The organism is Methylobacterium terricola (genome assembly GCF_006151805.1).
Taxonomy (GTDB): domain Bacteria; phylum Pseudomonadota; class Alphaproteobacteria; order Rhizobiales; family Beijerinckiaceae; genus Methylobacterium; species Methylobacterium terricola.
The window spans coordinates 49,835-74,770 of the sequence record NZ_VDDA01000004.1; the positions used below are offsets into that span (position 1 = coordinate 49,835).

Below are 24,936 nucleotides of genomic sequence, written 5' to 3' on the forward strand. Positions count from 1 at the left end.
GGAGTATCCATCCTCTCGCAAAAGACCGCTCGATGCTGCCCGACGATCTCGACACCATCGCCGCCGACTGGTCCTGGCGGACCGACGCGGACTTACGTCTGACGGCCGTGCGGGGGCGCTTCGAGGCGCTGACGGGCGAGGGAGCGCCGCTCGGACGGCCCTGGCCGGGCCTCACGGGCGATGGCGAGAGCGATGAGATCCCTCGGCCGCTGCGGGAGCGGACGCCGTTCCGGGATCTCGTCCTGCCGCATCGCCACCGCGACGGGCGGACGCGCTGGTTCCGCTTCGGCGGGGCGCCGTCCTGGCAGCCCGACGGGAGCTTCGCGGGCTGGCGCGGCATCTGCGCCGAGGTGGCTGCGCCGCCGGAGACATCCGGCCGCCTCGTGGCGGCGATCGCCGCGCTGCCGATCGGCGTCAGCCTGTTCGATCCGGAGTTGCGGCTCGTCGCCGCCAACGACCGCCTGTGCGACCTCTACGGCCTGCCGCCCGGGCTGATGCGGCCGGGCACGCCGCTCGCGGACATCATCCGTGCCAATGCCCGCCTCGGCCATTATCCCGGCATGGATCCCGACGAGGCCTGGGCCTTCGTCGCGGCGCGCGTCGCCCGGCGGGTGCCGCTGGAGCGCGAACGGCCGCTGCCGAACGGCCTCCTGCTCAAGACCATCGTCACGCCGCTGCCCGACGGCGGCACCCTGGTGGTGCACGAGGATGCCACCGACCGGGCGCGGGCCGATGCACGGCTGGCGGAGCAGAACCGCCGTCTCGACCACGCCCTCGCCCACATGTCGCATGGCCTCGTCCTGTTCGACGCCGCGCACCGGGTCACGGTCGTCAACCGGCAGTTCCTCGACCTCTACGGCCTGTCGCCCGAGACGGTGCATCCGGGCATCACCGCCGAGGCGCTGATCCACTGCCGCACCGAGGCCGGCAACTTCCCGGGCCTTTCCCCGGAGGAGGCCTGGCGCCAGGTCAGCGAGCGGCTCGCCTCCCGCACGCGCTACCGCCTCGACCAGACTCTCGCCGACGGCCGGGTCATCGCCGTGACCTACGCGCCGACCCCGGAGGGCGGCTTCGTGACCGTCCACGAGGACGTCACCGCGGCCAAGCGCGCCGAGGCCCAGATCGTCCACATGGCCCGCCACGACGCGCTGACCGGCCTGCCCAACCGCGCCCTGCTGCAGGAGGGCCTGGCCGAGGCCCTGGCGCAGGGCGGCGGCGCCACGGCGGTCCTGTGCCTCGACCTCGACCGCTTCAAGACCGTCAACGACACACTCGGCCACGCCGTCGGCGACAAGCTCCTGTGCCAGGTCACGGCCCGTCTGACCGCCGCGATGCGCGACGAGGCCGCGGCCGGAACCGCGATCCTGGTGCGGCTCGGCGGCGACGAGTTCGCCCTGGTGCTGCGGCCGACCACGCGCTTCCGGGCCGGGCGCCTGGCCCGCCGGCTGATCGAGGCGGTCGGGCGCGACTACGACATCGACGGCACGCGCGTCGCGGTCGGCCTGAGCGTCGGCCTAGCGCTGACCCCGACGGACGGGACCGATCCGGAGGGCCTGCTGCGGGCCGCCGACATGGCGCTCTACCGTGCCAAGGCCGAGGGCCGCGGCGTCCACCGCTTCTTCGAGCCGGCCATGGACGTGGCGATCCAGGCCCGCCGCAGCGTCGAGCTCGACCTGCGGACGGCGCTTGCCGAGCAGCACTTCGCCCTGGCGTTCCAGCCGTTCCTCGGCCTGTCGTCCAACCGGATCGCCGGGTTCGAGGCGCTGGTGCGCTGGCACCACCCGGTTCGCGGCGTGGTGAGCCCGGCTGCCTTCGTGCCGATCGCCGAGGAGACCGGCATGATCGTGCCGCTCGGCGCATGGGTCCTGCGCCAGGCCTGCCGCGAGGCGGCGCGCTGGCCCGAACCCGTCCGGGTCTCGGTCAACCTCTCGCCGGTGCAGTTCCGCGGCGGCGACATCGACGCCACGGTGATCGCCGCCTTGCGCGAGGCGGGCCTCGATCCGCACCGGCTCGAACTCGAGATCACCGAGGGCGTGCTCCTGCAGGACAGCGCCTCGACGCTCGCCATCCTGCACCGGCTGAAGCAGCTCGGGGTGCGGATCGCCATGGACGATTTCGGTACCGGCTACTCGTCGCTCGGCTACCTGCGGGCCTTCCCGTTCGACAAGATCAAGATCGACCGCGCCTTCGTGGCCGACCTCTCGGTGCGCCCCGACGCGCTGGCCATCGTGCGCGCCGTGACGACGCTTGCCGACAGCCTCGGCATGACCACCACGGCCGAGGGCGTCGAGACCGAGGAGCAGCTCGCCCACCTGCGCGCGGCGGGCTGCACCGAGGTGCAGGGCTACCTGATCAGCCGGCCGGTGGCGGCCGAGGCGGTGGCGCCGATGCTCGGGGGCGGGTGACGCGGCCACCAGGGCGGGCCGACGCGTCCCGATCCCTCGGCGTCATCGCGGGCTCCGCTTCGCGGCCCCGGGACGACGCCGGGGGCTTCATGATCGGCGAGTGGTCAGGACCGTCGAGAGGGTCGAGGCCGTCGCCCCTCAATGCCGCAAGCCCGGCGCCTCCCGCCCGGTCTTCTCGACGTATTCCGAATACCCGCCGCCATACTGGTGGATGCCGTCCGGCGTCAGCTCCAGCACCCGGTTCGACAGGGCGGCGAGGAAGTGCCGGTCGTGCGAGACGAACAGCATCGTGCCCTCGTACTGGGCGAGCGCGGCGATCAGCATGTCCTTGGTGCCGACGTCGAGGTGGTTGGTCGGCTCGTCGAGGACGAGGAAGTTCGGCGGGTCGTAGAGCATCCGGGCCATGGCGAGGCGGGCCTTCTCGCCGCCCGACAGCACCCGGCAGCGCTTCTCGACGTCGTCGCCCGAGAAACCGAAGCAGCCGGCGAGCGTGCGCAGCGAGCCCTGCCCGGCCTGCGGGAACGACTCCTCGAGGAACTCGAACACCGTGTGCTCGCCGACCAGGGTGTCCATCGCGTGCTGGGCGAAGTAGCCGAGCTTGACGCTGGCGCCGATCGTCACGCTGCCGGCATCCGGCGTGGTGGTGCCGGTGGCCAGCTTGAGCAGGGTCGACTTGCCGGCGCCGTTGACGCCCATCACGCACCAGCGCTCCTTGCGGCGGATGCCGAAATCGAGCCCGTCATAGATCGTGCGGCTGCCGTAGGCCTTGCGCACCGATTTCAGGCTGATCACGTCGTCGCCCGAGCGCGGCGCGGCCGGGAAGTCGAAGGCGACGCTCTGGCGGCGGCGGGGCGGCTCGACGCGCTCGATCTTGTCGAGCTTCTTCACCCGGCTCTGGACCTGGGCGGCGTGCGAGGCCCGCGCCTTGAAGCGCTCGATGAACTTGATCTCCTTGGCCAGCATCGCCTGCTGGCGCTCGAACTGCGCCTGCTGCTGCGCCTCGTTCTGGGCCCGCTGCTGCTCGTAGAAGGCGTAGTCGCCCGAATAGGTGGTGAGCGCGCCGGCATCGATCTCGATGATCTTGCCGACGATCCGGTTCATGAAGGCCCGGTCGTGCGAGGTCATCAGGAGCGCGCCGTCGAAGCCCCGGAGGAAATCCTCGAGCCAGATCAGGCTCTCGAGGTCGAGGTGGTTGCTCGGCTCGTCGAGCAGCATCACGTCGGGGTTCATCAGGAGGATGCGGGCGAGCGCGACGCGCATCTTCCAGCCGCCCGACAGGGCGCCGACATCGCCCTCGACCATCTCGGGCGCGAAGCTCAGGCCCGCCAGCACCTCGTGCGCGCGGCCCTCGAGCGCGTAGCCGCCCAGCTCCTCGAACCGCCCCTGCACCTCGCCGTAGCGCTCGACCAGGGCCTCCATCTCGTCGGCCCGGTCGGGATCGGCGAGCCCGGTCTCGATCTCGCGCAGCTCCGCGGCGATCGCGCTCACCGGCCCGGCGCCGTCCATCACCTCGGACAACACGGAGCGGCCGGCCATCTCGCCGACATCCTGGCTGAAATACCCGATGGTGATGCCGCGATCGCTGGAGACCTGGCCCTCGTCGGGCTGCTCCTCGCCGGTGATCATCCGGAACAGGGTCGTCTTGCCGGCGCCGTTGGGGCCGACGAGCCCGACCTTCTCGCCGCGCTGCAGCGCCGCCGAGGCCTCGATGAAGAGGAGCTGGTTGCCGTTCTGCTTGGCGATCTTGTCGAGGCGGATCATGGGAGGCGAGGGTCCGAGAGGAAGGGCGCGCCGGATCGCGCGCGGTGTCGTTGGGGGCGCCATGCCACGGCTTCGTGGCGGCGTGGTGTCGGGCGGGACGCCTGACCGGCTCGCGCCTGTCGTGACGCTCCATCCCATCCATGCTCCCAGGATCGAGGTCGCGGATGGAACAGCCGTCGATGCGGCGCTCAGCCCGCCGGCCCGCCCCGTCCGTCGACCACGTCGGTCGCGGCCCGGAAGGCGGCGTCGGCGTCGAGCGCCGTGGTGTCGATCACCACCGCGTCCTCCGCCACCCGCAAGGGGGCCGCGTCGCGGTCGGCGTCGCGGGCGTCGCGGCGCAGGATGTCGGCGAGCACCTCGTCGTAGGGAACCGCCTCGCCCCGCCCCTCGAGCTCGCGGTGGCGGCGGCGGGCGCGCTCCTCGGCGGAAGCGGTCACGAACAGCTTCACGGCGGCGTCCGGGCAGACCACGGTGCCGATGTCGCGCCCGTCGAGCACCGCACCCGACGGCGCACCGGCGAAGCGGCGCTGCCAGTCGAGGAGCGCGGCGCGAACCGCGCCTTGCGCCGAGACGATCGAGGCCGCCTCGCCCATGGCGCTGCCGCGCAGGCGGGAATCGGCGAGGAAGCCCGGCGCGAGCGCCCGCGCGGCGGCGGCCGCCGCCGCCTCGTCGGCGAGGTCCCGGCCGGCATCGAGCAGCGTCAGCGCCACGGCGCGGTAGAGCAGGCCGGTATCGAGGTGCGGCAGGCGGTAATGCGCCGCCAGGCGCTTGGCCAGCGTGCCCTTGCCGGAGGCCGCCGGCCCGTCGATCGCGATCACCACTCCGGCCTTCATGTGCGCGGCCCTCATGCGGCGAGCGCGGCGCCGAGCGTCCGCATGTCGGCCAGGAAGGCGGGGTAGCTCGTCGCGATCATCGCGCCGTCATCGACCGTGACCGGCGCCCGGGCCACGAGGCCGAGCACCAGGAAGGCCATGGCGATGCGGTGGTCGAGATGGGTCTCGACCGTGCCGCCGCCCTGGGGCGCCGAACCGTCGCCGTGGACGATCAGGTCGTCGCCCTCGACCGTATGGGGCACGCCGTTGGCCTTCAGCCCCGCCGCCACCGCGGAGAGGCGGTCGGATTCCTTGACCCGCAGCTCGTGCAGGCCCTGCATCCGGGTGGTGCCCTCGGCGCAGGCCGCCGCGACGGCGAGGACCGGGTATTCGTCGATCATCGCCGGGGCGCGCTCGGGCGGCACCGCGACGCCCTTGAGGCGGCTGTGGCGCACCCGCAGGTCGGCCACGGTCTCGCCGCCCTCCTCGCGCTCGTTCAGGCGCTCGATGTCGCCGCCCATCTCGAGGAGCGTGGTCAGGAGGCCGGTGCGGAGCGGGTTCATCATCACCCCCTCGATCACCACCTCGGAGCCCGGCACGACCAGCGCCGCCACCAGGGCGAAGGCGGCCGAGGACGGATCGGCCGGCACCACCACGTCGGTGGCCGTGAGCGTCGGCTGGCCGGTCAGCGCGATGCGCCGGCCGTGGCCTCCGGGACCGATCGCCTCGACCTCGACCGTGGCGCCGAACAGGCGCAGCATCCGCTCGGTATGGTCGCGGGTCGCCGCGGCCTCGATCACCGTGGTGACGCCAGGCGCGTTGAGGCCGGCGAGCAGCACCGCCGACTTGACCTGCGCCGAGGCGACCGGGCTCTCGTAGGTGACCGGCACCGCCTCGCGGGGACCGCGCAGGGTGAGCGGCACCCGGCCGCCCTCGGCCTGCGCCACCACCGTGACGCCCATCTGCACCAGCGGATCGAGGATCCGGCGCATCGGCCGCTTGCGCAAGGAGGCGTCGCCGTCGAACGTCGCGGTGACCGGGTGACCTCCGACCACGCCCATCATCAGCCGCGAGCCGGTGCCGGCATTGCCGAAATCGAGCACGCCGGCCGGGTCGGACAGGCCGCCGACGCCGACGCCGCGCACCCGCCAGCGCCCCTCCCCGTCGCGGTCGATCCCGGCGCCGAGCGCCTTCGCGGCGGCGGCGGTGCGCAGCACGTCGTCGCCTTCGAGCAGGCCCTCGATGCGGGTCTCGCCGAGGCTGAGCAGCCCGAGGATGATCGCCCGGTGCGAGATCGACTTATCGCCGGGCGGCCGCAGCCGGCCCCGCAGGGCCGTTCCGGCCTGGGCGGTGATCGGGGACGGTGTGGAATCGTGCGACACGGGCAGGCGGCCTGGTTTCTCGAGAATCGCGGGGTCGAGCGCGGGAAAACGGCCGGGTCGTTAGCATGCGGGCGCCGCCGCGTCATCCGTCGGCCCGCCAGGTATTTGACAGGGCTGGCGGGCGCGACTAACCGGACCCACTCTCTTCCGACATCGACAGGAATGTAACTACCGTGGCCAGACCGGAACTCGGCTTGAAGCGCCAGTGCATGAGCTGCGGCGCGAAGTTCTACGACCTCAGCAGGGACCCCGCCGTGTGCCCGAAATGCGGCACGGTCTACCAGGTCGCCGCCCTCTCCACGAGCCGCGTCCCCGCCCCGGCGATCGCCAACCGCGCCCCGCGCGAGGAGGAGACCGAGGAAGAGACCGGCGCCCCCGATATGGTCTCCCTCGACGAGGTCGAGGCCGCCGAGGGCGGCGACGACGTCGCGGTCGACGACGAGGCGGATGTGGGCGATGCCGGCGGCGACGACGACACCTTCCTGGAGGAGGACGAGGAGAGCGGCGACGACGTCTCCGACTTCATCGACGGCGACATCGAGAGCGACGAGGAATCCTGATCCCGCGGGCAGGATGACGGCCGGCGGGGCCCGGCCGTCGCTCCAAGTCCCTGGCGGATCTGCGCAATTCGCGGCAGTCACGAAAACTTCGCGAAGAGCCGCCCCGGGGGCTTGTGTCCGGCGCCGCACCCTCATATACCGCCGCTCACCGGCGGCGCCCTCCCACAGGACGCCGTTTCGGTTCCGGGACGGACCCCAAACGTCCTGTGGAGTGGGGCTTTAGCTCAGCTGGGAGAGCGCCTGCATGGCATGCAGGAGGTCAGCGGTTCGATCCCGCTAAGCTCCACCAACTCATCTCCAGGGCGACCTGGGGTGATCGGATCGCAAGGCGCGATCAGGACGGACGAGACCCGCCGGCGTACCCAGCGCCGCGGATGACGGATGGGGCTTTAGCTCAGCTGGGAGAGCGCCTGCATGGCATGCAGGAGGTCAGCGGTTCGATCCCGCTAAGCTCCACCAACTCACCTTTAGGGCGGCCTGGGGTGATCGGATCGCAAGGCGCGATCAGGACGGACGAGACCCGCCGGCGTGCCCAGCGCCGCGGATGACGGATGGGGCTTTAGCTCAGCTGGGAGAGCGCCTGCATGGCATGCAGGAGGTCAGCGGTTCGATCCCGCTAAGCTCCACCAACCCCCCTCGATCTGACCGGGCGATGAGACGGGCCGCTTCGGCGGCGTTCGTGGTTCACCCGCCGGGCGTCGCAGTCGTCGGTCGTGAGCCCGCGTTCTGGCGCGTGGGGGGCGGCCGGCATCTGCCTCGGTCGTAGACCTGCGCCTGTGCCGGCTCGCCCCGTCGCGGGATTCGCGCATACGGCGGAGTCATGGGTGCCCTAAGGGTCTCGGCGCCACGCAATCCCCTCCCCTTGCCGCGACGCAACGACAGTTGCGGTCAAGTTCATCACCGCCGTTCACGGCATCTTTCGTCGTCTTCACGCTCTGGAAAAATAACCGCTCCGCTGGAGCGGCGGATCGAGGCCGAGCTTCCTCGTTCTCGTGGATGACGCTGCGGTGCGGCGCGTGTCATCATGACATGAATTGCATCACATTTTACTTGTTATTTCTATAATATTATTAGCAAGTATTTACAAACCGAAATATCTAATCTTACAAGTAATATCCGGTATCAATCGTGCTTATCCATGTTCGAACACAAACGATCCAGGCCTTTCATGGTGTTGCCGCGGGCCAACAAACTTCAACCGGCGGTCGTCGGCCCGATTGAACAAGCAGATTACCCTTGGTAATATGATTCTCGGCGGAATCGAGATCGAGGGGATGTTTATGTTGACGGAGGCGCAGTGGGCCGTGCTCGCACCTTTGCTCGAAGACTGTCGGCCTCGCGGCAAGACGCAGCCTCACGACCTCAAGCGAACCCTCGATGCAATCCTCTGGCGGCATTGGCACGATACCAACTGGCGTGCCGTCCCGGCCCATTACGGCCCGTGGTGGATGGCGGCCCAGACCTTCATTCGCTGGTCGCGCCTCGGCGTGTGGGAGCAACTCCACGCTCGCCTCGAACGTCACTTCGAGGAAGCGGGCCTGCCGGTCCCCGGGATCGACCACGACGAGTTCGCCTATGGCGGTGCCCGCAAGAAGGAGCTGCAGGACAGCGAATTGCAGGTGCGCCAGATCGCCAACATGCTGCTGAGCGTGCAGAAGCAGGCCGCGGTGGCCTGAGGGCCGGCCGGCGGCGAGGACGGACCACCCATGGTCGTCGGCGCCAACGGCGTCCGACTCGTCGTCGACGTCGAGACTGCCGGGCTGGTGCCCGCCGGTGACGCCCTGCGCGGGAAGCCGGTGCTGCTGCTCCCGCATGGCGGGCCGGGGCTTCGACCACAGCGCCTTCAGGCCCCTGGTCTCCGGGCTGAGCGACGTGGCGCAGGTGATATGCTGTGATCACCGCGGCAACGGCCGCAGCGAGGACGGCGACCGCGCCGCCTGGACGCTGGTGCGATGGGGCGACGACGCGAAGGGCCTGTGCGACGCGCCACCCGGACCATCCGGGCAAGCCGGTGCTGGTCAGCACCGCGGCCAGGTTCGAGTTTCCGGTGATCCTCGCGAGCGTCGCCCGGATGGCCGAGGCGTACTGGACGGTGCCCACCGCCGAGCGGCGGGCGGACATCCTCCGCATCTGTGGGCCGCTCTATCGCCGGACGCCTCGGAACCCGGAGGCGTCGCGGCGTGCGCGGGTCCGCCACGGCACCGCCCTGCACGTCAACGGCCCCGACAAGGAGCGGGCGCGCATGGACGTCCGGGCCGCCCCCGCGGGCGTGCGCTGCCCCGTCCTCGTCATGGCCGGCGATCACGACCCGGTCTCGCCGATCGCCTTCAGCGAGACGATCGTGGCATCCCTGCCGCCTGGCCGCGTCCGCTTTTCGGACAGCCGCCACGGCGGTTCGGCGATGCACCGGAGCGCGCCGTCGCGGTCCTGAGGGCGTTGATCGCGGCGGCGTGAGCCCGAGCCCGGCCCACGCCGTGTCCCTCCTTACTCCGCCGCCTGGCGCAGTTCCGGCGGCGCCTCGTCCTCGGGCGTCTCGCTCTTGTCCTCCGGTCCGTGCGAGCGCCCGGACAACCACGTCGAGAGCGTGTCGAGGTAGATGTAGATCACCGGCGTGGTGAACAGCGTCAGCACCTGGCTCACCGCGAGGCCGCCGACCATGGCGTAGCCGAGGGGCTGCCGGATCTCCGAGCCGGTGCCGGTGCCGAACATCAGCGGGATGCCGCCCAGCAAAGCCGCCATCGTGGTCATCAGGATCGGGCGGAAGCGCAAGCTGGCCGCCTTGCGGATCGCCTCCTTGGGGCCGATGCCCTCGTGCCGCTCGGCGACGATCGCAAAGTCGACCAGCATGATGCCGTTCTTCTTCACGATGCCGATCAGCAGGATGATCCCGATCAGCGCGATCAGGCTGAAATCGTAGCCGAACCACAAGAGCATCGCGAGCGCGCCGACGCCGGCCGAGGGCAGGGTCGAGAGGATCGTCAGCGGATGGATGTAGCTCTCGTAGAGGATGCCGAGGATCAGGTAGACCACCACGAGCGCCGCGGCGATCAGCAGCGGCACCGTCGAGAGCGATTGCTGGAACGCCTGCGCGGTGCCCTGGAAGCCGGTCGCGAGGGTCGTCGGCACCCCGAGATCCTTGGCCGCCTTGTCGATCGCGGCGGTCGCCTGGCCGAGCGCCACGTTCGGCGCCAGGTTGAAGCTGATCGTCACGGCGGGGAACTGGCCCTGGTGGCTGATCGAGAGCGGGCGAACCGGCACGGTGGTCCAGGTCGCGAAGGCGGCGAGCGGCACCTGGCCGCCGGTCGTCGGCGATTTCACGTAGATGTTGCGCAAGCTATCCGGGTTGCCCTGGAGCGCCGGCAGGATCTCCATGATCACGTGGTAGCTGTTGAGCTGCGTGAAGTACTGCGCCACCTGGCGCTGGCCGATCGCGTCGTAGAGCGTGTCGTCGATGAGTTGGGGCGTGATGCCGTAGCGCGAGGCGGCGTCGCGGTTGATCGTCAGGGTCAGCGTGGTGCCGTCGGTCTGCTGGTCGGTGGCGACGTCGCGCAGTTCCGGGAGGGTCCGGAGCTTGTCGAGGAGCCGCGGCGACCAGGTGTTGAGCTCGTCGAGGTTCGGATCCTGCAGCGTGTACTCGAACTGGGTGCGCGAGGAGCGCCCGCCGGTGCGCACGTCCTGCGAGGCCTGGAGGAAGACCTTGACCCCTTCGAGCCGCGCGAGCTTCGGCCGCAGCCGGTCGATGATCTGGAACGCGTTGGCCTCGCGCTCGTCCCGGGGCTTCAGGGTGATGAACATCCGGCCGGAATTGAGCGCCTGGCCGCTGCCGCCGATCGACATCGCGACGCTCGCCACGTCCGGATCGGCCTGGATCACCGCGCCGACCGCGCGCTGCCGGTCCTCCATGGCGGAGAACGAGATGTCCTGCCCGCCCTCCGTGATGCCGACGATGAGGCCCGTATCCTGTTGCGGGAAGAAGCCCTTCGGAATGATCACGAACAGGTAGCCGGTGAGCGCCACCGTGCCGAGGAAGGTCAGGAAGGTGACGACGTGGTGGCGGAGCGCCACGTCGAGGGCCGCTTCGTAAGCCGCGAGCAAGCGATCGAAGACGCGCTCGCTCCAGCGATAGAGGCGGCCGTGCTGCTCGGCCTTGTGCTCCTTGAGGAAGCGCGAGGCCATCATCGGGGTCAGCGACAGCGACACGAAGGCCGAGACGCCGATCGTCATCGACAGCACGACGGCAAATTCGCGGAACAGCCGGCCGATGATGCCGCCCATCAGCAAGAGCGGGATCAGCACCGCGATCAGCGAGACCGAGATCGACACGATGGTGAAGCCGATCTCGCCGGCGCCCTTGAGCGCGGCATGCATCGGCTTCATCCCGTCCTCGACGTAGCGGGCGATATTCTCCAGCACCACGATCGCGTCGTCCACGACGAAGCCGACCGCGATGGTGAGCGCCATCAGCGACAGGTTGTCGAGCGTGTACCCGGCCATCCACATCAGCGCGCAGGCGCCCAGCAGCGCCAGCGGCACCGTCACGCTCGGGATGATCGTCGCCCAGACCGAGCGCAGGAACACGAAGATCACCGCCACCACCAGCGCGATGGTGATCGCCAACGTGAACTGCACGTCCTCGACCGAGGCGCGGATGGTCTGGGTGCGGTCGCTCAGGGTCTTCACCACCACGCCCGCCGGCAGGGCCGCGGTGATGCGGGGCAGTTCGGCCTTGATCCGGTCGACGGTGTCGATGACGTTGGCGCCGGGCTGCTTGAACACGACCAGGAACACGCCGCGCTGGCCGTTGGCCCAGGCCGCCTGCTTGTTGTCCTCCGGCCCCGCCACCGCCCGGCCGATGTCGCGCACCCGCAACGGCGCGCCGTTGCGGTAGGCGATGATGATGTCGTTCCAGTCCTTGGCGACGGTGAGCTGGTCGTTGGCGTAGACCGTATAGCTGCGGGTCGCCCCGTCGAAGCTGCCCTTCGGGCTGTTGACCGTGGTGATCGAGAGCTGGGTCCGGACGTCCTCCAGCGACAGGTCCTTGGCGACGAGCTTCGCCGGGTCGATCTGCACCCGCACCGCCGGCTTCTGCTGGCCGCCGATCAAGACCTGGCCGACGCCCGAGATCTGGCTGATGCGCTGCGCCAGCTGCACGTCGGCGGCGTCGTCGACGTCGATCAGCGGCAGGGTGTCGGAGGTGGCGGAGAGCAGGAGGATCGGCGAATCGGCCGGGTTCACCTTGCGGTAGGTCGGCGGGCTCGGCAGGGTCTTGGGCAACTGCCCGCCGGCGGCGTTGATCGCCGCCTGGATGTCGTTCGCCGCCGCGTCGATGTTGCGGCCGAGGTCGAACTGCACGGTGATCGACGAGATGCCGAGGGCGCTCGTCGAGGTCATCTGGCTGACGCCGGGGATCTGGGCGAATTGCCGCTCCAGCGGCTGGGCCACCGACGAGGCCATGGTCTCCGGGCTGCCGCCGGGCAGCTGCGCGGTGACTTGGATCGTCGGGAAGTCGACCTGCGGCAGCGGCGCGACGCCGAGCAGCGGATAGGCCACGATCCCGATGAACAGGATCCCGGCCATGATCAGCGAGGTCGCGATCGGGAAGCGGATGAAGTAGCCGGAGATGCCGCCGCGCACGGGCCCCTCCTGTCCGGTGCCGGACTGCATGTCAGCGCGCCTCGCTCGCCGCCAGGGCGGCGTTGCTCGCCTGGTGGGCCTCGGGATGGCCGGCCGGTCGGCTCTCGGCGACCAGCGCCCCCTCCTGCACCCGGGACTGGCCGCGCCAGATCACCGTCTGGCCGGGCGTGAGGCCCTTGGTCACCTCGGTGCGGCCGTCATCGGAGCGCCCGACCGCGATCGGCTGGACACGGGCCCGTTTCCGGTCGTCGACCACGAAGGCGTAAAGGCCCTTCGGCCCGTGCTGCACCGCATCGTCCGGCACCGTGACGGCGTTCGCGATCGTGCCGATGCGCGTCTTCGTCGAGACCGATACGCCCGGCCACAGGGCGTGGTCCTTGTTGGCGAAGGAGGCCTTGAGCCGGATCGTGCCGGTGGCGATGTCGACCTGGTTGTTGATGAGGTCGAGGCGCCCCTCGGACAGCCGCGCCATCCCGTCGCTGCTCCAGGCCTCGACCGGCACCGGCCCGGCGGCGAGCGCCCGCATCACCGCGCCGAGCTGCTCCTCGGGCGCGGTATAGACCACGAAGATCGGCTCGACCTGGGTGATGGTGACGATCGCGGTCTGCTGCGCGGCGTTGACGATGTTGCCGACGTCGATCAGCCGGAAGCCGGTGACGCCGTCGATCGGCGCCTGGATGGTCGCGTAGGAGAGTTGCGTCGTCGCGTTGTCGATCGCCGCCTGGTCGCCGGCGATCTGGGCGGTGAGCTGGCTCACCTGGGCCCCTTGCGTCTCGGTCTGCTGGCGCGAGGCGTAGTCGCCGAGCTTGGTGTAGCGCTCCAGGTCGGCCCGGGCGTTCTTCACGGTGGCCTCGTCCTGGGCCTTCTTGGCCTTGGCCTGGTCGAGGGCGGCCTGGTAGGGGCGCGGGTCGACCTGGGCGAGGAGGTCGCCCTTCCTGACCACCTGGCCCTCGCGAAAGCCGATCTTCAGGATCTCGCCGTCGACCCGGCTGCGCACCTGCACGGTGTTGTAGGCCTGGACCGTGCCGAGGCCGCCGAGCACCACGGCGAGCGGCCCCTGCTCGACCTGCGCCAGGGTCACCGGCACCGCCGCCGGGGCGCGGGCGGCGGGCTTCGTCGCCGCCGTCCGCTCGTGGCTGTGCCAGGCATAGGCGCCGCCGGCGCCGGCCAGGAGGATCAAGGCCAGCAGCCACCCACCGCGCCGGCGCTTCTGTCGTCCAGCGCCCTGTTCTGAGCTCATCGGTCGCGCGCTTCCACAAGTCCGGAGCCGGCCTGAGATGAAGGTCCGGGGTCGCCGAGGCGGCCGCGGGAACCGGCATGCTTCAGGCGTATGACATTGGACTGTTTCTGCCGTATGCGAGGACCGTGCGTCGTTTCTGCGCGGCGGGCAGGCCTGCCCTCCGGCGGGCGTGGGACGGCGCGACGTCTTGCGCGCCGCCCCGGCGGCGTCAGGCGCGGGCCATGGCGTCCGCCTTGCCGATCAGTGCCTCGGCCATGCGGATCGACGCGATGTCGATGAGCCGCCCGTCCAGCGAGACGGCGCCGCGTCCGGCCTTGGCCGCCTCCTCCATCGCCGCCAGGATGCGCCGGGCCTTGGTCACCTCGGCCTCGCTCGGGGTGAAGACCTCGTTGGCGAGGTCGATCTGCGAGGGGTGGATCGCCCACTTGCCCTCGAAGCCGAGGGCCGCGCAGCGCCGTGCCGCCGAGCGATAGCCGTCCGGATCCGAGAAGTCGCCGAACGGCCCGTCGATCGGCCGCAGCCCGTAGGCGCGGCAGGCGACCAGCATCCGGTTCTGGGCGAACAGCCACGGGTCCTGCCAGTGGGTCTGGCGCCCGCCCGCCTCGTCCTTGTCGGTGAGCACCGAGTAATCGGGGTTCACGCCGCCGATCACGGTCGAGCGGGCGCGCAACGACGCCGCGTAGTCGGCGACGCCGAACGACATTGCTTCCAGGCGTTTCGAGGATTGGGCGATCGCCTCGACATTGGCCATGCCGAGCGCGGTCTCGATCAGCACCTCGAAGCCGAGCTTCTTCTCGCGGCGCTTGGCCTGCTCGATCTGCGTCACCAGCACGTCGATGGCGTAGACGTCCTGCGGCACGCCGACCTTCGGGATCAGGATCATGTCGAGGCGCGGGCAGGCCTCGACGATGTCGATCACGTCACGGTACATGTAATGGGTGTCGAGGCCGTTGATGCGGATCATCATCGTCTTCGTGCCCCAATCGATGTCGTTGAGGGCCTGGACGATGTTCTTGCGTGCCTGCTCCTTGTCGTCGGGCGCGACCGCATCCTCGAGGTCGAGGAAGATCACGTCGGCGGTGGATTTGGCCGACTTCTCCATGAAGGTCGGGTTCGAGCCCGGAACCGCCAGCTCCGAGCGGTGCAGGCGCGGCGTGGCTTGCTGGACGAGGGTGAAGCTCATTCGGGTTTCCTCCGTGGTGATCATGTGGCGTTCCGCCGGGGACGGACGCAATCGGGCGGAAGGTGGGGGCTCGCGCAGTGCTGGGTGCAGGCCGGTGCCGGGATACGAGGCGCAGGAACCTTCTCTCCCCGCGGGCGGGGAGACGGCCGCGCCTCCGCTTGCGACGGCCCGCGCCCGACCCGGCACGCGGGTGGGACGATCTCACCCCGTCGCCCCGAATCCCGTCGCCACGCAGTTGATCGACAGGAGCAGGGCGGATTTCAGCGTCTCGCGCTGCGCCTCGTCGGTTTCGGCCCGGAAGCGGCGCAGGAGGTCGACCTGTTCGCGGCTGACCTGGTTGAGCACCGGCAGCCGCTCGGTGAGGCGGCCTCGGTAGAGCGGGAACCGCTCGGCGAGCGTGGGCGCGCCGCTCACCTCCAGGGCCATCGCACAGGTCAGCCGATACTCGGCCTCGATCATCCCGAAGACCGCCTCGCGGGCAGCCTCGTCCGGGCACAGGCCGGCGAAGTCGCGGGCGATTCCGAGATCGACGGTGAGAAGCGTCTTCTCGACCTCGTCCATCACCAGGCGGAAGAGCGGCGACTGCTCGAACATCCGCCGCAGCAGCGCCCGGCCGCCCTCCCCGCGCACGTCGAGAAGGCTCTTCAACCCGCTGCCGACCCCGTACCAGCCGGTGATGCCGTGCCGGTTCTGGCTCCAGGCGAAGACCCAGGGGATCGCCCGCAGATCGGCGAGGCTGCGGGCGCCGAAGCGGCGGGCCGGGCGCGAGCCGATATTGAGCAGCGCGATCTCGTCGAGCGGGCTCGCGGCGCCGAAATACGTGACGAGGTCCGGATGCGTCAGGAGCTGCGCGTAGGCCGCCCGCGAGGCGCCGGACAGGGCCTCCATCACGTCGTCGAATTCCGGGTTCGCCGTCGGCACCCCGCCGGCCGCGCCGTCGAGGGCGTGGGCCAGCACCGCCGAGGCGAGCAGCTCCATCTGGTAGGCGGCGGTGCCGCGGTTGGCGTACTTGAACGACACCACCTCGCCCTGCTCGGTGGTGCGGAACCGGCCCCGGATCGAGCTCGGCGGCTGCGCGGCGATCGCCCGGGCGGTCGGCGCCCCGCCCCGGCTGACCGAGCCGCCGCGGCCGTGGAAGAACGCGATGCCGATCCCGGCCTGCTCGCCGACCTGGGTCAGGCGCGCTTGCGCCTTCGCCAGTTCCCAGTTCGAGGCGATGAAGCCGCCGTCCTTGTTCGAATCCGAGTAGCCGATCATCACCTCCTGCACCCCGCCCTGCTGGCGGGCGGAGCGGCGCACGACCGGGATCTTGAGCAGCGCCCGCATGATCGCGGGTGCGGCGCGCAGGTCGTCGATGGTCTCGAAAAGCGGCACGATCGGCAGCGGGCAGATCTCGGTCCCGGCCGCGTCGAGGAACACCCCGGCGGTCTTCGCCAGCAGGTAGATTCCAAGGATGTCGGGGACCGAATGGGTCATCGACAGCACGAAGGCGCCGAAGGCCTCGCGGTCGAGGCTGCCGCGCATCTCCGCCACCAGCCGGAAGGTCGAGAGCGTCTCCCGCACCTCCTCGGGCAGGCCGCCGAGGTCGGGCAGGCCGTCGAGCGGGCGGGCGAGCTCCGCTTCGAGCCAGGCGGTCCAGGCTGGGGCGTCGACATCCGGCGGCTCGCCCTCGTGATCCCGGCGCCACAGGGCCTGGAGCGCCCGGGTGGTGCGGGTGGTGTTCTCGCGGATGTCGAGCCGCACCGTCGAGAAGCGGAAGATCTCGACCATCCGGCGCACCGGCCGCACCCGGTTGGCGGCGAGCGACGGGCATCCCGCCTCGGCCAGGCCCTGTTCGAGGCTGCGCAGGTCGGCGATCAGCAGGTCGGCGTCACCGTAGCCGGGGCCGGTCGCCCCGGGCCGGGGCGCCTCCTCCAGCCCGGCGACCGTCGCGTCGAGGCGCCGGCCGAGGCAGGTCAGGAATTGCCGGTAAGGCTCGCCCGGGTTGCGCCGCGCGATCTCATCGCCGTCCAGCTGCAATGCGAGCTGGTCGGCAAGCGCGAGCGCGAATCCGTCCGGCACCGGCAGGGCCCGGGCGCTGATCGAGAGCGTGCGGGCAAGCCCGGCGATCCCGTCGCGGTAGCGCGCGAGGCTCGCGCGGGCGTTGCGCCTGAGCGTGCGCCGCGTCACCTCGGCGGTGACGAAGGGGTTGCCGTCCCGGTCGCCGCCGATCCACGAGCCGAACTGGAAGAAGGCCGGCACCTCGAAGCGGGCGCCCGGATAGGCCGCCTGCAAGGCCTCCTCGAGCGAGCCCAGCGTCTCGGGCAGCATCTCGAACAGGGTCTCGTCGAAGAAATGCAGGCCCCAGGCGACCTCGCGGTCGACGGTCGGCTTCTCGAGATGCAGCTCGCCGGTCATCCAGACCAGCTCGATCTCGTCGCGCAGGTCGTCCATCAGGGCGTGGCGCTCGCGCTCGGTCCAGCGCGGCATCTCCAGCTCCTTCAGGATCAGGTAGATGCGGCGGAACTTCTCCAGCACCGTGACCCGCTTGGCCTCGGTCGGGTGCGCCGTCAGGGTCGGCCGCACGCGCAACGACGTCAGGAGCTCGTGCACGGTCGATGCCGGCACGCCCTGCGCGGCGGCCCGGGCGAGCACGGCGCTGAACGAGTTCTTGAGCCGGTCGCGCCCGGCATTGCGCTCGACGTGGCGGCGCCGGCGCATCGCGGTGTTCTGCTCGGCGATGGCGATCAGCTGAAACCAGATGCCCTGGACCTGCAGCGCCCGCGCCGTCAGCTCCGGCGACATCCCGGCGATGTCCGCCTGCCCGCGCAGGGTCGCCTCCAGCTCCGGCTGGTGGCGCCGGCAGACATCCACCAGCGAGCGGAACAGCACGTCGAGGGCGACGCGATCCTCGGTGCCGGAGATCAGCGGCGGGATGAAGGGGGTGTCGGGAGCGGGAGTGTGGATCATCGGGGGCTCCCCGTGGGGGTCGAGGGAGAATTTTCGGGAGATGCGCGCGCTCCCCTCTCCCACACGGGAGAGGGGATCCCGTGCCTGACGGGCGACCGCTCACGCCGCCTTGCGGTGCCCGGCCATCACCTGCGCCATGGTCGTCCCGAAGGCGCCCGGGCTCGGCGCCACGGTGAGGCCGTAGGAGCGCATGATCTCGGCCTTCTCGGCCGCGCTGTCGCCGGCCGCCGAGATGATCGCGCCGGCATGGCCCATCTTGCGGCCCTTCGGCGCCGTCAGCCCGGCGACGAAGCCGACCACCGGCTTGCGCATGTTCTTCTGGATCCAGGCCGCCGCCTCGGCTTCCTGCGGGCCGCCGATCTCGCCGATCATCAGCACCGCCGCGGTGTCCGGGTCCTCCTCGAACAGGGCGAGGTGGTCGAGGAAGGACGAGCCGTTGATCGGGTCGCCGCCGATGCCGACCGAGGTCGAGATGCCGAGGCCCACCGCCTTCATCTGCGCCGCCGCCTCGTAGCCGAGGGTGCCGGAGCGCGAGATCACCCCGATATTGCCCTTCAGGTAGATGTGGCCGGGCATGATGCCGAGCATCGCCTTGCCGGGCGAGATGATGCCGGCGCAGTTCGGCCCGACCACCATCGGCCGGCGCTCCCGGGGGTAGCGCCGCAGGTAGCGCTTGACCCGCATCATGTCCTGGGCCGGGATGCCGTCGGTGATCGAGCAGATCAGCCGGATGCCGGCATCCGCCGCCTCCATGATGGCGTCGGCGGCAAAGGGCGGCGCCACGAAGGTGATGCTGGCCTCCGCGCCCGTCTCCTGCACCGCCTGGCGCACGGTGTCGAAGACCGGCACGCCGTGCTCGGTGCGGCCGCCCTTGCCCGGGGTGACGCCGGCGACGACCTTCGTGCCGTACTCGACCATCTCGCGGGCGTGGAAGCTGCCCTTGTCGCCGGTGATGCCCTGGACCAGGATCCGGGTCGTCTCGTTGATCAGGATGCTCATCGGGCGTCTCTCCTCACGGTCTTGGCCTCAGTTCTTGGTGCGGATGGCGGCCACCGCCTTCTCGGCGGCCTCCGTCAGGGTGTCGGCGGTGATGAGGTCGAGGCCGCTCTTCTCCAGGATCGCCTTGCCGGCCTCGACGTTGGTGCCGGCCAGCCGCACCACGAGAGGCACGCCGATCTTCACCTCGCGGGCGGCCTGGACCACGCCCTCGGCGATCCAGTCGCAGCGGTTGATGCCGGCGAAGATGTTGACCAGGATCGCCCGCACGTTCGGGTCCGAGAGGACGAGCCGGAAGGCCGTGGCGACCCGCTGCGGCGAGGCGCCGCCGCCGACATCGAGGAAGTTCGCCGGCTCGCCGCCGGCGTGCTTGATCATGTCCATGGTCGCCATGGCGAGGCCGGCGCCGTTGACGATGCAGCCGATCTCGCCGTCGAGGCCAATGTAGTTCAGGTTGTGCTCGGCGGCCTGGGCCTCGCGCGGGTCGCTCTGCGACGGATCGTGCATGTCGGCGATCTGGCGGCGCCGGAACAGGGCGTTGTCGTCGAACGACATCTTGGCGTCGAGGGCCAGGACCCGGTCGTCGCGGGTGACGACCAGCGGGTTGATCTCCAGCATCACGGCGTCGCAATCGCGGAACGCCCGGTAGGCGCTCATGATCGTCTTCACGGCGGCGCCGACCTGCTTGATGGTGAGGCCGAGCTGGAAGGCGAGTTCGCGCGCCTCGAAGGGCTGGAGGCCGACCGCGGGCTCCACCACCACCTGGAGCAGCGCGTCCGGATCGGTCGCGGCGATCTCCTCGATGTCCATGCCGCCGGCCTTGGAGGCCAGGACCCGCACCCGCTCGACCTTCCGGTCGAGGACGATGCCGAGATAGAGCTCGCGCTCGAACGGGTCGGCGGTCTCGATATAGACCCGCTGCACCGGCTTGCCCTCGGGGCCGGTCTGGTGCGTGACGAGGCGCCGGCCGAGCAGGTCGTTCGCCGCGTCGCGGACCTCGTGGGTGGTGCGGCAGAGCCGGATGCCGCCGGCCTTGCCGCGGGCGCCGGCATGAATCTGCGCCTTCACCGCCCAGTGCCCGCCGCCGAGCTCGGTCGCGGCATAGACCGCCTGGTCGGGGCTGAAGGCGACGGCTCCCTTCGGGATCGGCACGCCGAAGCTCGCGAGCAGCTCCTTGGCCTGGTACTCGTGCACGTCCATGGCGTCCTCCTGTCGTTGGGGCAAAGGCTTCCCGCTCCGGGCGCGAGGGGTTCCCTCGCGCCCGGCTGAAAAGCGCGGTTGCGTTGCTTCGCTCTAATGCCCGGTTATTGCGCCGGGCGGCGGCCGACCGTCAGGTCAGCTTGGACTTGACCAGCCCGTAGACCCGCTCGGTCAGGGCGTCGGCGCCGTCGAGCGCCCGGGCGAGATCGGCGAGGCGGCCTTCGGCGAAGGTCCGGTCCTCGATCGCCTTGGCGTTGACGTAGACGTTGAGGGCGGCGCTGCGCAGGCCGGCCTGGGCCGCCAGCACGGCGACGCCGGCATCGCTGACCACGTTGAGGTTGCCGCGCTCGGCGATTCCCTCGCACAGGTCGATCACCGCCCGGCAGGTCTTGGCGCAGGCGAGCGGCACGTCGGTGGCGAGCCGCAGGGCGTCCTGGATCGCGGCCGCGCGGGCCGCCTTCTCGTCGTCGCTCGCCTTCGGCAGGCCGTAGGCGCCCATCACGGCATTGAAGGCGCTCACGTCCTCGGCGATCATGCCGGTGAGCTCGGCCCGCAAGCTTTCGGCGCGGTCGCGGGTCGCGATCATCTCGGCCTCGACCTCGGCGTACTTCTTCTTGCCGATGGTGAGGTTGCAGACCATCGAGACCAGGGCGGCCCCCATGGCGCCGGAGATCGCCGCCGCGCCGCCGCCGCCGGGGGTCGGGCGCTCGCTCGCCAGGGCGTCGAGGAAGCCCGGGATCGTGTCCTCTGCGTTCGCCATCACGCCATCTCTTTCGCGAGCGCGTAGATCTCTTCCGCGTCGAGGACCAATTCGCTGCTCTCGAACAGCTTGGCCACGCAGGCCCGGTGCAGCTTGAGCTTCAGGCCGCCGATGCCGAGCGCGCCGAACACCGTCTTGCCGTGGCGCTCCTTGCCCTTGTCGGTGGCCTCGATCCCGCCGAAGCCGAGGGGCGGCTGGGCGTTGTAATCGGCCAGGAAGGCGAGGTCCTTCGCTCCCTGCCACTGCGGCTCGGAGGCGAGTTCGAGGCCGATCGCGCCGGCCGAGAACGCCACCTCGGCCTCGGCGAGCGCCGCGCCGCGGGATTCGGCGTCCGGGGTCTCGATCGCCCGGATCGACACCTTGAAGCGGGTCTCGATCGCCTTGGCGGCTTCTTCCGCCTTCGCGAGGCTGCGCCCGGCGAGCGTCACGGCGGCGCCCTCCTTGGCGAGCAGGGCCGCCGAGCGCATCCCGACCGGGCCGGTGCCGGCGAGCACCAGGGCGCGCTTGCCCTCGAGCGAGCCCGCCGCCTTGGCGACGAGGGCGACGCCGGCCGCCGCGGTGGTGTTCGAGCCGTTGGAATCGAGCATGCACGACACCCGGAACGGGCCGAAGAAGCGCTTGCGCACCGCCTTGAACACCGCCTCGCCGGCCGCCATGCTGCCGCCGCCGACGAAGATCGCGGTCGATTTCTTCTCCGAGCCACCGCGGGTGTAGATCGTGCCGTCGACCAGCGCCCCGACATTGTCGGGCGTCACGTTCGGGTAGCCGGTGATGATGTCGGCGCCGCCGTCGTAGCCCACCACCACGTCGAACACGCTGGGCATCGGGTCGGTGTCGAACTGGAACAGAAGCTTCTTCATCGTGATCCTTTCCGCCGCGGGCCTCCGGGCCTTCGCGGGGCATCCATCCTTCGAGGTAGGCGAGAGCGGGTTAGCGTCCCCGTCCGCCCTACTCCACCACGTTCTGCGGCCGGCCGGCCACGAAGGCCTCGATGTTGTCGACGACCTGGTCGGCGAGGATCTGCATGGCCTGGCGGCTCGCCCAGGCGACGTGGGGGGTGATGATGAGGTTCGGCAGGTCGAGGGCGAGGAGCGGGTTGTCGTCCCGCGGCGGCTCGCTGGTCAGCACGTCGAAGCCGGCGCCGCCGATCGTACCGGCGGTCAGGGCCTCGGCGAGCGCCGCCTCGTCGACGAGGCCGCCGCGGGCGGTGTTGATCAGGATCGCGTCGCGCTTCATCCGCGCCAGCTCGCCCCGCCCGATCATGTTGCGGGTCTCCGGCGTCAGCGGCGCGTGCAGCGTGATGACGTCGCTCTCGCGGAGGATCGTGTCGAGATCGACGAGACCCGGTTGGGGCATCACGTCGTAGGCGAGCACCCGCATGCCGAGCGCCTCGGCCCGCTGGCCGATCGACTTGCCGAGCGCGCCGTAGCCGACGATGCCGAGCGTCGAGCCGGCGACGTCGCGGATCGGGTAGTCGAAGTAGCAGAAGTGCCGCGCCCTGGCCCAGTCGCCGCGCCGGACCGAGTTGGCATAGGGAACGATCGCCCGGCGCAACGCGAAGATCAGCCCGATCACGTGCTCCGGCACGGTGTTGAAGGCGTAGTTGCGGATGTTGACGACGGTGATGCCGCGGGCCTTGGCGGCGGCCTTGTCGACCACGTCGGTGCCGGTCGCCGCGACCGCGATCAGCTTCAGGTCGGGCAGCTGCGCCAGCGTGTCTTCCCGCATCGGCACCTTGTTGATGATGGCGATGTCGGCGCCCTTCAGCCGCGCCACGATCTCGTCGGGCGCCGTCACCGCGTGCTCGACGTAGTCGTGCGGGAAGCTCGGGGGCCGCAGGGTCGCATCCAGGGTCTCGCGGTCGAGGAAGACGATGCGGTGGGACATGGGAGGGCGTTCTCCGGCGGTCTTTTCGTGATCCCCGCTCTCGGGATGGGCGGGGCGGGGCAGAATGGCATGCCGGGCCGGGTCCCGGCAGCCGGTCGAGGGCATGGAGCGCAAGATCCCCTCTCCCGTGTGGGAGAGGGGAGAAGCGGGTACCTCACCCCTCCCGCGTATTCCGAAAATGCTCCGTCGCCGCCGCGACGCCGCTGCCGGGGGTGATGCGGATGCCCGCATCCTGCATCGCCATCTCGACGCCCGCGAGCGCGCCGAGCAGCATCAGCTCGTTGAGGTCGCCGATATGGCCGATGCGGAAGAGCTTGCCCGCCACGAGCGACAGGCCGGCGCCGAGGGCGAGGTTGTAGCGGCGATAGGCGATGTCGATCACGTCGGCGCCATTGATCCCCTCCGGCACCATCACGGCGCTCACCGTGTTGGAGTGCCACTTCGGTTCCTTGGCGCAGAGCGTCAGGCCCCAGGCCTTGACCGCAGCCCGGGTTCCGTCGGCGAGCCGGCGGTGGCGGGCGAAGATGGCCTCCAGCCCCTCGTCCTCGACGCAGCGAAGGGCCTCGCGCAGGCCGTAGAGCATCGGCACGGACGGCGTGTAGGGGAAGTAGCCGGTGGCGTTGGCTTTGGCCTGGTCGTTGAAGTCGAAGTAGACGCGCCGGCACTCGGCGGTCTTCGCGGCCTCCAGCGCCCGTTGGCTGACGCAGACGATCCCGAGGCCCGCCGGCAGCATCAGGCCCTTCTGCGAGCCGGTGATGGCGCAGTCGACGCGCCATTCCTCGGCCCGGAAGTCGATGCTGCCGATCGACGACACGCCGTCGACGTAGAGCATCGCCGGGTGGTTCGCCGCGTCCATCGCCTTGCGGACCGCGCCGATATCGGAGGTGACGCCGGTTGTGGTCTCGTTGTGGACCACCAGCACCGCCTTGATCCGGTGCTCGCGGTCGGCCCGCAGGGCCTCCTCGATCCGCGCCGGATCGGCGCCGCAGCCCCACTCCTCCTCCTGGACCTCGACGTCGAGGCCGACCCGGCGGGCGAGGTCGATCCACAGCGTGCTGAACTGGCCGTAACGCGGCGCCAGCACCCGGTCGCCGGGGGAGAGCGTGTTGGTCAGCGCCGCTTCCCAGGCGCCGGTGCCCGTCGAGGGAAAGAGGAAGATCTGGCCCTCGCGGGACTTGAAGACCTTCTTGGTCTCCTGAAACAGCGGCAGCGTCAGCTCGGGAAAGGCCGAGGAGCGGTGGTCCTCGGACGGCACGAGCATCGCGCGCTGGACCCGCTCGGGGATGTTGGTCGGACCCGGAACGAAGAGAAAGTTGCGTCCCGGACGTCTCGATCCAGCCATGATGTCTCCTCCGGCCCTGTGGGCGTTGAACCCGGACGTTCTGGTCGTCCGGTCTCGTGAAATCGGTTGCGCGATCCGGCGCGTCGGCGGTGCGACGGGGATCGGACGGTCGGATCCGAAGAAAACGGGGCGGCACGCCGCCATCCGCGCCCCGGATCGCCCTGTCGAGAGCGACTATGCGAGGACCGATTCCGGAAGGAAAATTGAAAAAACTGAGCCCCATGTTAAAAAAATTGAAATGCCCGCCGCGCCCTCCCCCCAAAGGGGGAGGCACCGCCCTCTTCCGCCGCACGGCTCAGTCGAGGCTAGACCATATCGGCAGTATTGCTCAGAAAAGCCGCAAACCTTATCGAATGTGATCAGCGGTACCGGCCACGGCGGATATGCATCGACCTCAAGATGCAACGGGTCGGAACCGGGGGGAGACCGTTCCATGATTGCGAGCAGCGTGAGCTCGGGACTCACACGCGCTGAATTCACATGCGCAGAATCGACCCGTGCCGAACTCGCCCGTACAGAGTCGACGCGTCCCAGGCCGCGGACGGTCCGGCGCTGGTCGACCTACAATCTGTTTCGCCGGCGCGCCGAGCCGGATCTGGTCTGCGCGGTGCCGAACGACTTCCCGGTGCCGGCCTTCATCACCGGCGAGGCCTGGACCTATGCCGGCAACATCGCTGCGCCGTCCGAGGCGCCGCCCGGCTTCTGCGCCGAGATCGCCGAGCGCGGCGCCGAGACCCGCGGCTTCCACCTGTTCCACCAGCTGCCGGCCGCGATCGCGCCGGAGCAGGTCTGGCGCGCCGCCGGATAAGCTTATCTTTTCGAGAA

Annotated in this window: 18 protein-coding genes and 3 tRNA genes; 8 read left to right on the top strand and 13 right to left on the bottom strand. The window is 70.4% G+C overall.

Annotated elements, in window-relative coordinates; genetic code table 11:
- Positions 1–32 precede the first annotated feature (32 nt).
- Positions 33–2,405, top strand: coding sequence for an EAL domain-containing protein (locus tag FF100_RS10560; RefSeq protein ID WP_171070122.1), 2,373 nt, complete (start codon positions 33–35; stop codon positions 2,403–2,405).
- A 138-nt stretch (positions 2,406–2,543) separates the two neighbouring features.
- Here the strand turns inward: FF100_RS10560 and FF100_RS10565 are convergent, their stop codons facing one another.
- From FF100_RS10565 to aroA, 3 genes are all read right to left on the bottom strand, one after another.
- On the bottom strand, positions 2,544–4,166 hold the full coding sequence (locus tag FF100_RS10565) for an ABC-F family ATP-binding cassette domain-containing protein (RefSeq protein ID WP_139035704.1): 1,623 nt from the start codon (positions 4,164–4,166) through the stop codon (positions 2,544–2,546).
- 188 nt (positions 4,167–4,354) lie between these two features.
- On the bottom strand, positions 4,355–4,987 hold the full coding sequence (cmk, locus tag FF100_RS10570; protein ID WP_139036158.1) for a (d)CMP kinase: 633 nt from the start codon (positions 4,985–4,987) through the stop codon (positions 4,355–4,357).
- Positions 4,988–5,010: 23 nt separating this feature from the next.
- Complete coding sequence (gene aroA / locus FF100_RS10575) at positions 5,011–6,360, bottom strand: 3-phosphoshikimate 1-carboxyvinyltransferase (protein WP_139035705.1); 1,350 nt, start codon at positions 6,358–6,360, stop codon at positions 5,011–5,013.
- 173 nt (positions 6,361–6,533) lie between these two features.
- On the opposite strand from aroA, the gene FF100_RS10580 reads away from it, so the two are divergent.
- The 6 genes from FF100_RS10580 (at position 6,534) to FF100_RS10605 (ending at position 9,351) form a co-directional block, all read left to right on the top strand.
- Positions 6,534–6,920 carry a TIGR02300 family protein gene (locus FF100_RS10580; RefSeq protein WP_139035706.1) on the top strand — a complete coding sequence of 129 codons (387 nt, stop codon included), beginning with the start codon at positions 6,534–6,536 and terminating at the stop codon, positions 6,918–6,920.
- Positions 6,921–7,133: 213 nt separating this feature from the next.
- A tRNA-Ala gene (locus tag FF100_RS10585) sits at positions 7,134–7,209 on the top strand.
- A 94-nt stretch (positions 7,210–7,303) separates the two neighbouring features.
- A tRNA-Ala gene (locus FF100_RS10590) sits at positions 7,304–7,379 on the top strand.
- Positions 7,380–7,473: 94 nt separating this feature from the next.
- A tRNA-Ala gene (locus FF100_RS10595) sits at positions 7,474–7,549 on the top strand.
- Positions 7,550–8,137: 588 nt separating this feature from the next.
- The gene (locus tag FF100_RS10600; protein ID WP_139035707.1) at positions 8,138–8,596 is read left to right on the top strand and encodes a transposase; all 459 of its coding nucleotides are present in this window, start codon (positions 8,138–8,140) and stop codon (positions 8,594–8,596) included.
- Between the two features lie 335 nt (positions 8,597–8,931).
- The gene (locus tag FF100_RS10605; RefSeq protein WP_139035708.1) at positions 8,932–9,351 is read left to right on the top strand and encodes an alpha/beta fold hydrolase; all 420 of its coding nucleotides are present in this window, start codon (positions 8,932–8,934) and stop codon (positions 9,349–9,351) included.
- A gap of 53 nt (positions 9,352–9,404) precedes the next feature.
- Here the strand turns inward: FF100_RS10605 and FF100_RS10610 are convergent, their stop codons facing one another.
- The 10 genes from FF100_RS10610 to FF100_RS10655 all read right to left on the bottom strand — a co-directional run bounded on the left by FF100_RS10610 (position 9,405) and on the right by FF100_RS10655 (position 24,111).
- On the bottom strand, positions 9,405–12,584 hold the full coding sequence (locus FF100_RS10610; protein ID WP_171070123.1) for an efflux RND transporter permease subunit: 3,180 nt from the start codon (positions 12,582–12,584) through the stop codon (positions 9,405–9,407).
- 1 nt (position 12,585) lies between these two features.
- Positions 12,586–13,794 (bottom strand): efflux RND transporter periplasmic adaptor subunit, encoded by a 1,209-nt coding sequence (locus FF100_RS10615; RefSeq protein WP_139035709.1) that lies wholly within the window; start codon positions 13,792–13,794, stop codon positions 12,586–12,588.
- Positions 13,795–14,002: 208 nt separating this feature from the next.
- Positions 14,003–14,977: an HpcH/HpaI aldolase/citrate lyase family protein gene (locus FF100_RS10620; RefSeq protein WP_139035710.1), complete on the bottom strand. Its 975-nt coding sequence runs from the start codon at positions 14,975–14,977 to the stop codon at positions 14,003–14,005.
- Positions 14,978–15,178: 201 nt separating this feature from the next.
- Positions 15,179–17,926: a phosphoenolpyruvate carboxylase gene (locus FF100_RS10625; RefSeq protein WP_139035711.1), complete on the bottom strand. Its 2,748-nt coding sequence runs from the start codon at positions 17,924–17,926 to the stop codon at positions 15,179–15,181.
- A 99-nt stretch (positions 17,927–18,025) separates the two neighbouring features.
- The gene (gene sucD / locus FF100_RS10630) at positions 18,026–18,925 is read right to left on the bottom strand and encodes a succinate--CoA ligase subunit alpha (RefSeq protein ID WP_139035712.1); all 900 of its coding nucleotides are present in this window, start codon (positions 18,923–18,925) and stop codon (positions 18,026–18,028) included.
- Positions 18,926–18,952: 27 nt separating this feature from the next.
- Entirely contained in the window at positions 18,953–20,122 is a 1,170-nt protein-coding gene (locus tag FF100_RS10635; RefSeq protein ID WP_139035713.1) for a malate--CoA ligase subunit beta, read from the bottom strand.
- A 130-nt stretch (positions 20,123–20,252) separates the two neighbouring features.
- Positions 20,253–20,882, bottom strand: a complete 630-nt coding sequence (gene fchA, locus FF100_RS10640) for a methenyltetrahydrofolate cyclohydrolase (RefSeq protein WP_139035714.1) — start codon at positions 20,880–20,882, stop codon at positions 20,253–20,255.
- On the bottom strand, positions 20,882–21,742 hold the full coding sequence (locus FF100_RS10645; RefSeq protein ID WP_139035715.1) for an NADP-dependent methylenetetrahydromethanopterin/methylenetetrahydrofolate dehydrogenase: 861 nt from the start codon (positions 21,740–21,742) through the stop codon (positions 20,882–20,884). The genes fchA and FF100_RS10645 overlap by 1 nt, the downstream gene beginning before the upstream one ends.
- 88 nt (positions 21,743–21,830) lie before the next feature.
- Entirely contained in the window at positions 21,831–22,769 is a 939-nt protein-coding gene (locus FF100_RS10650) for a D-2-hydroxyacid dehydrogenase (protein WP_139035716.1), read from the bottom strand.
- A 154-nt stretch (positions 22,770–22,923) separates the two neighbouring features.
- On the bottom strand, positions 22,924–24,111 hold the full coding sequence (locus FF100_RS10655; RefSeq protein WP_139035717.1) for an aminotransferase class V-fold PLP-dependent enzyme: 1,188 nt from the start codon (positions 24,109–24,111) through the stop codon (positions 22,924–22,926).
- Positions 24,112–24,718: 607 nt separating this feature from the next.
- On the opposite strand from FF100_RS10655, the gene FF100_RS10660 reads away from it, so the two are divergent.
- Positions 24,719–24,919, top strand: a complete 201-nt coding sequence (locus tag FF100_RS10660) for a hypothetical protein (protein WP_139035718.1) — start codon at positions 24,719–24,721, stop codon at positions 24,917–24,919.
- The last annotated feature ends 17 nt before the right edge of the window (positions 24,920–24,936 follow it).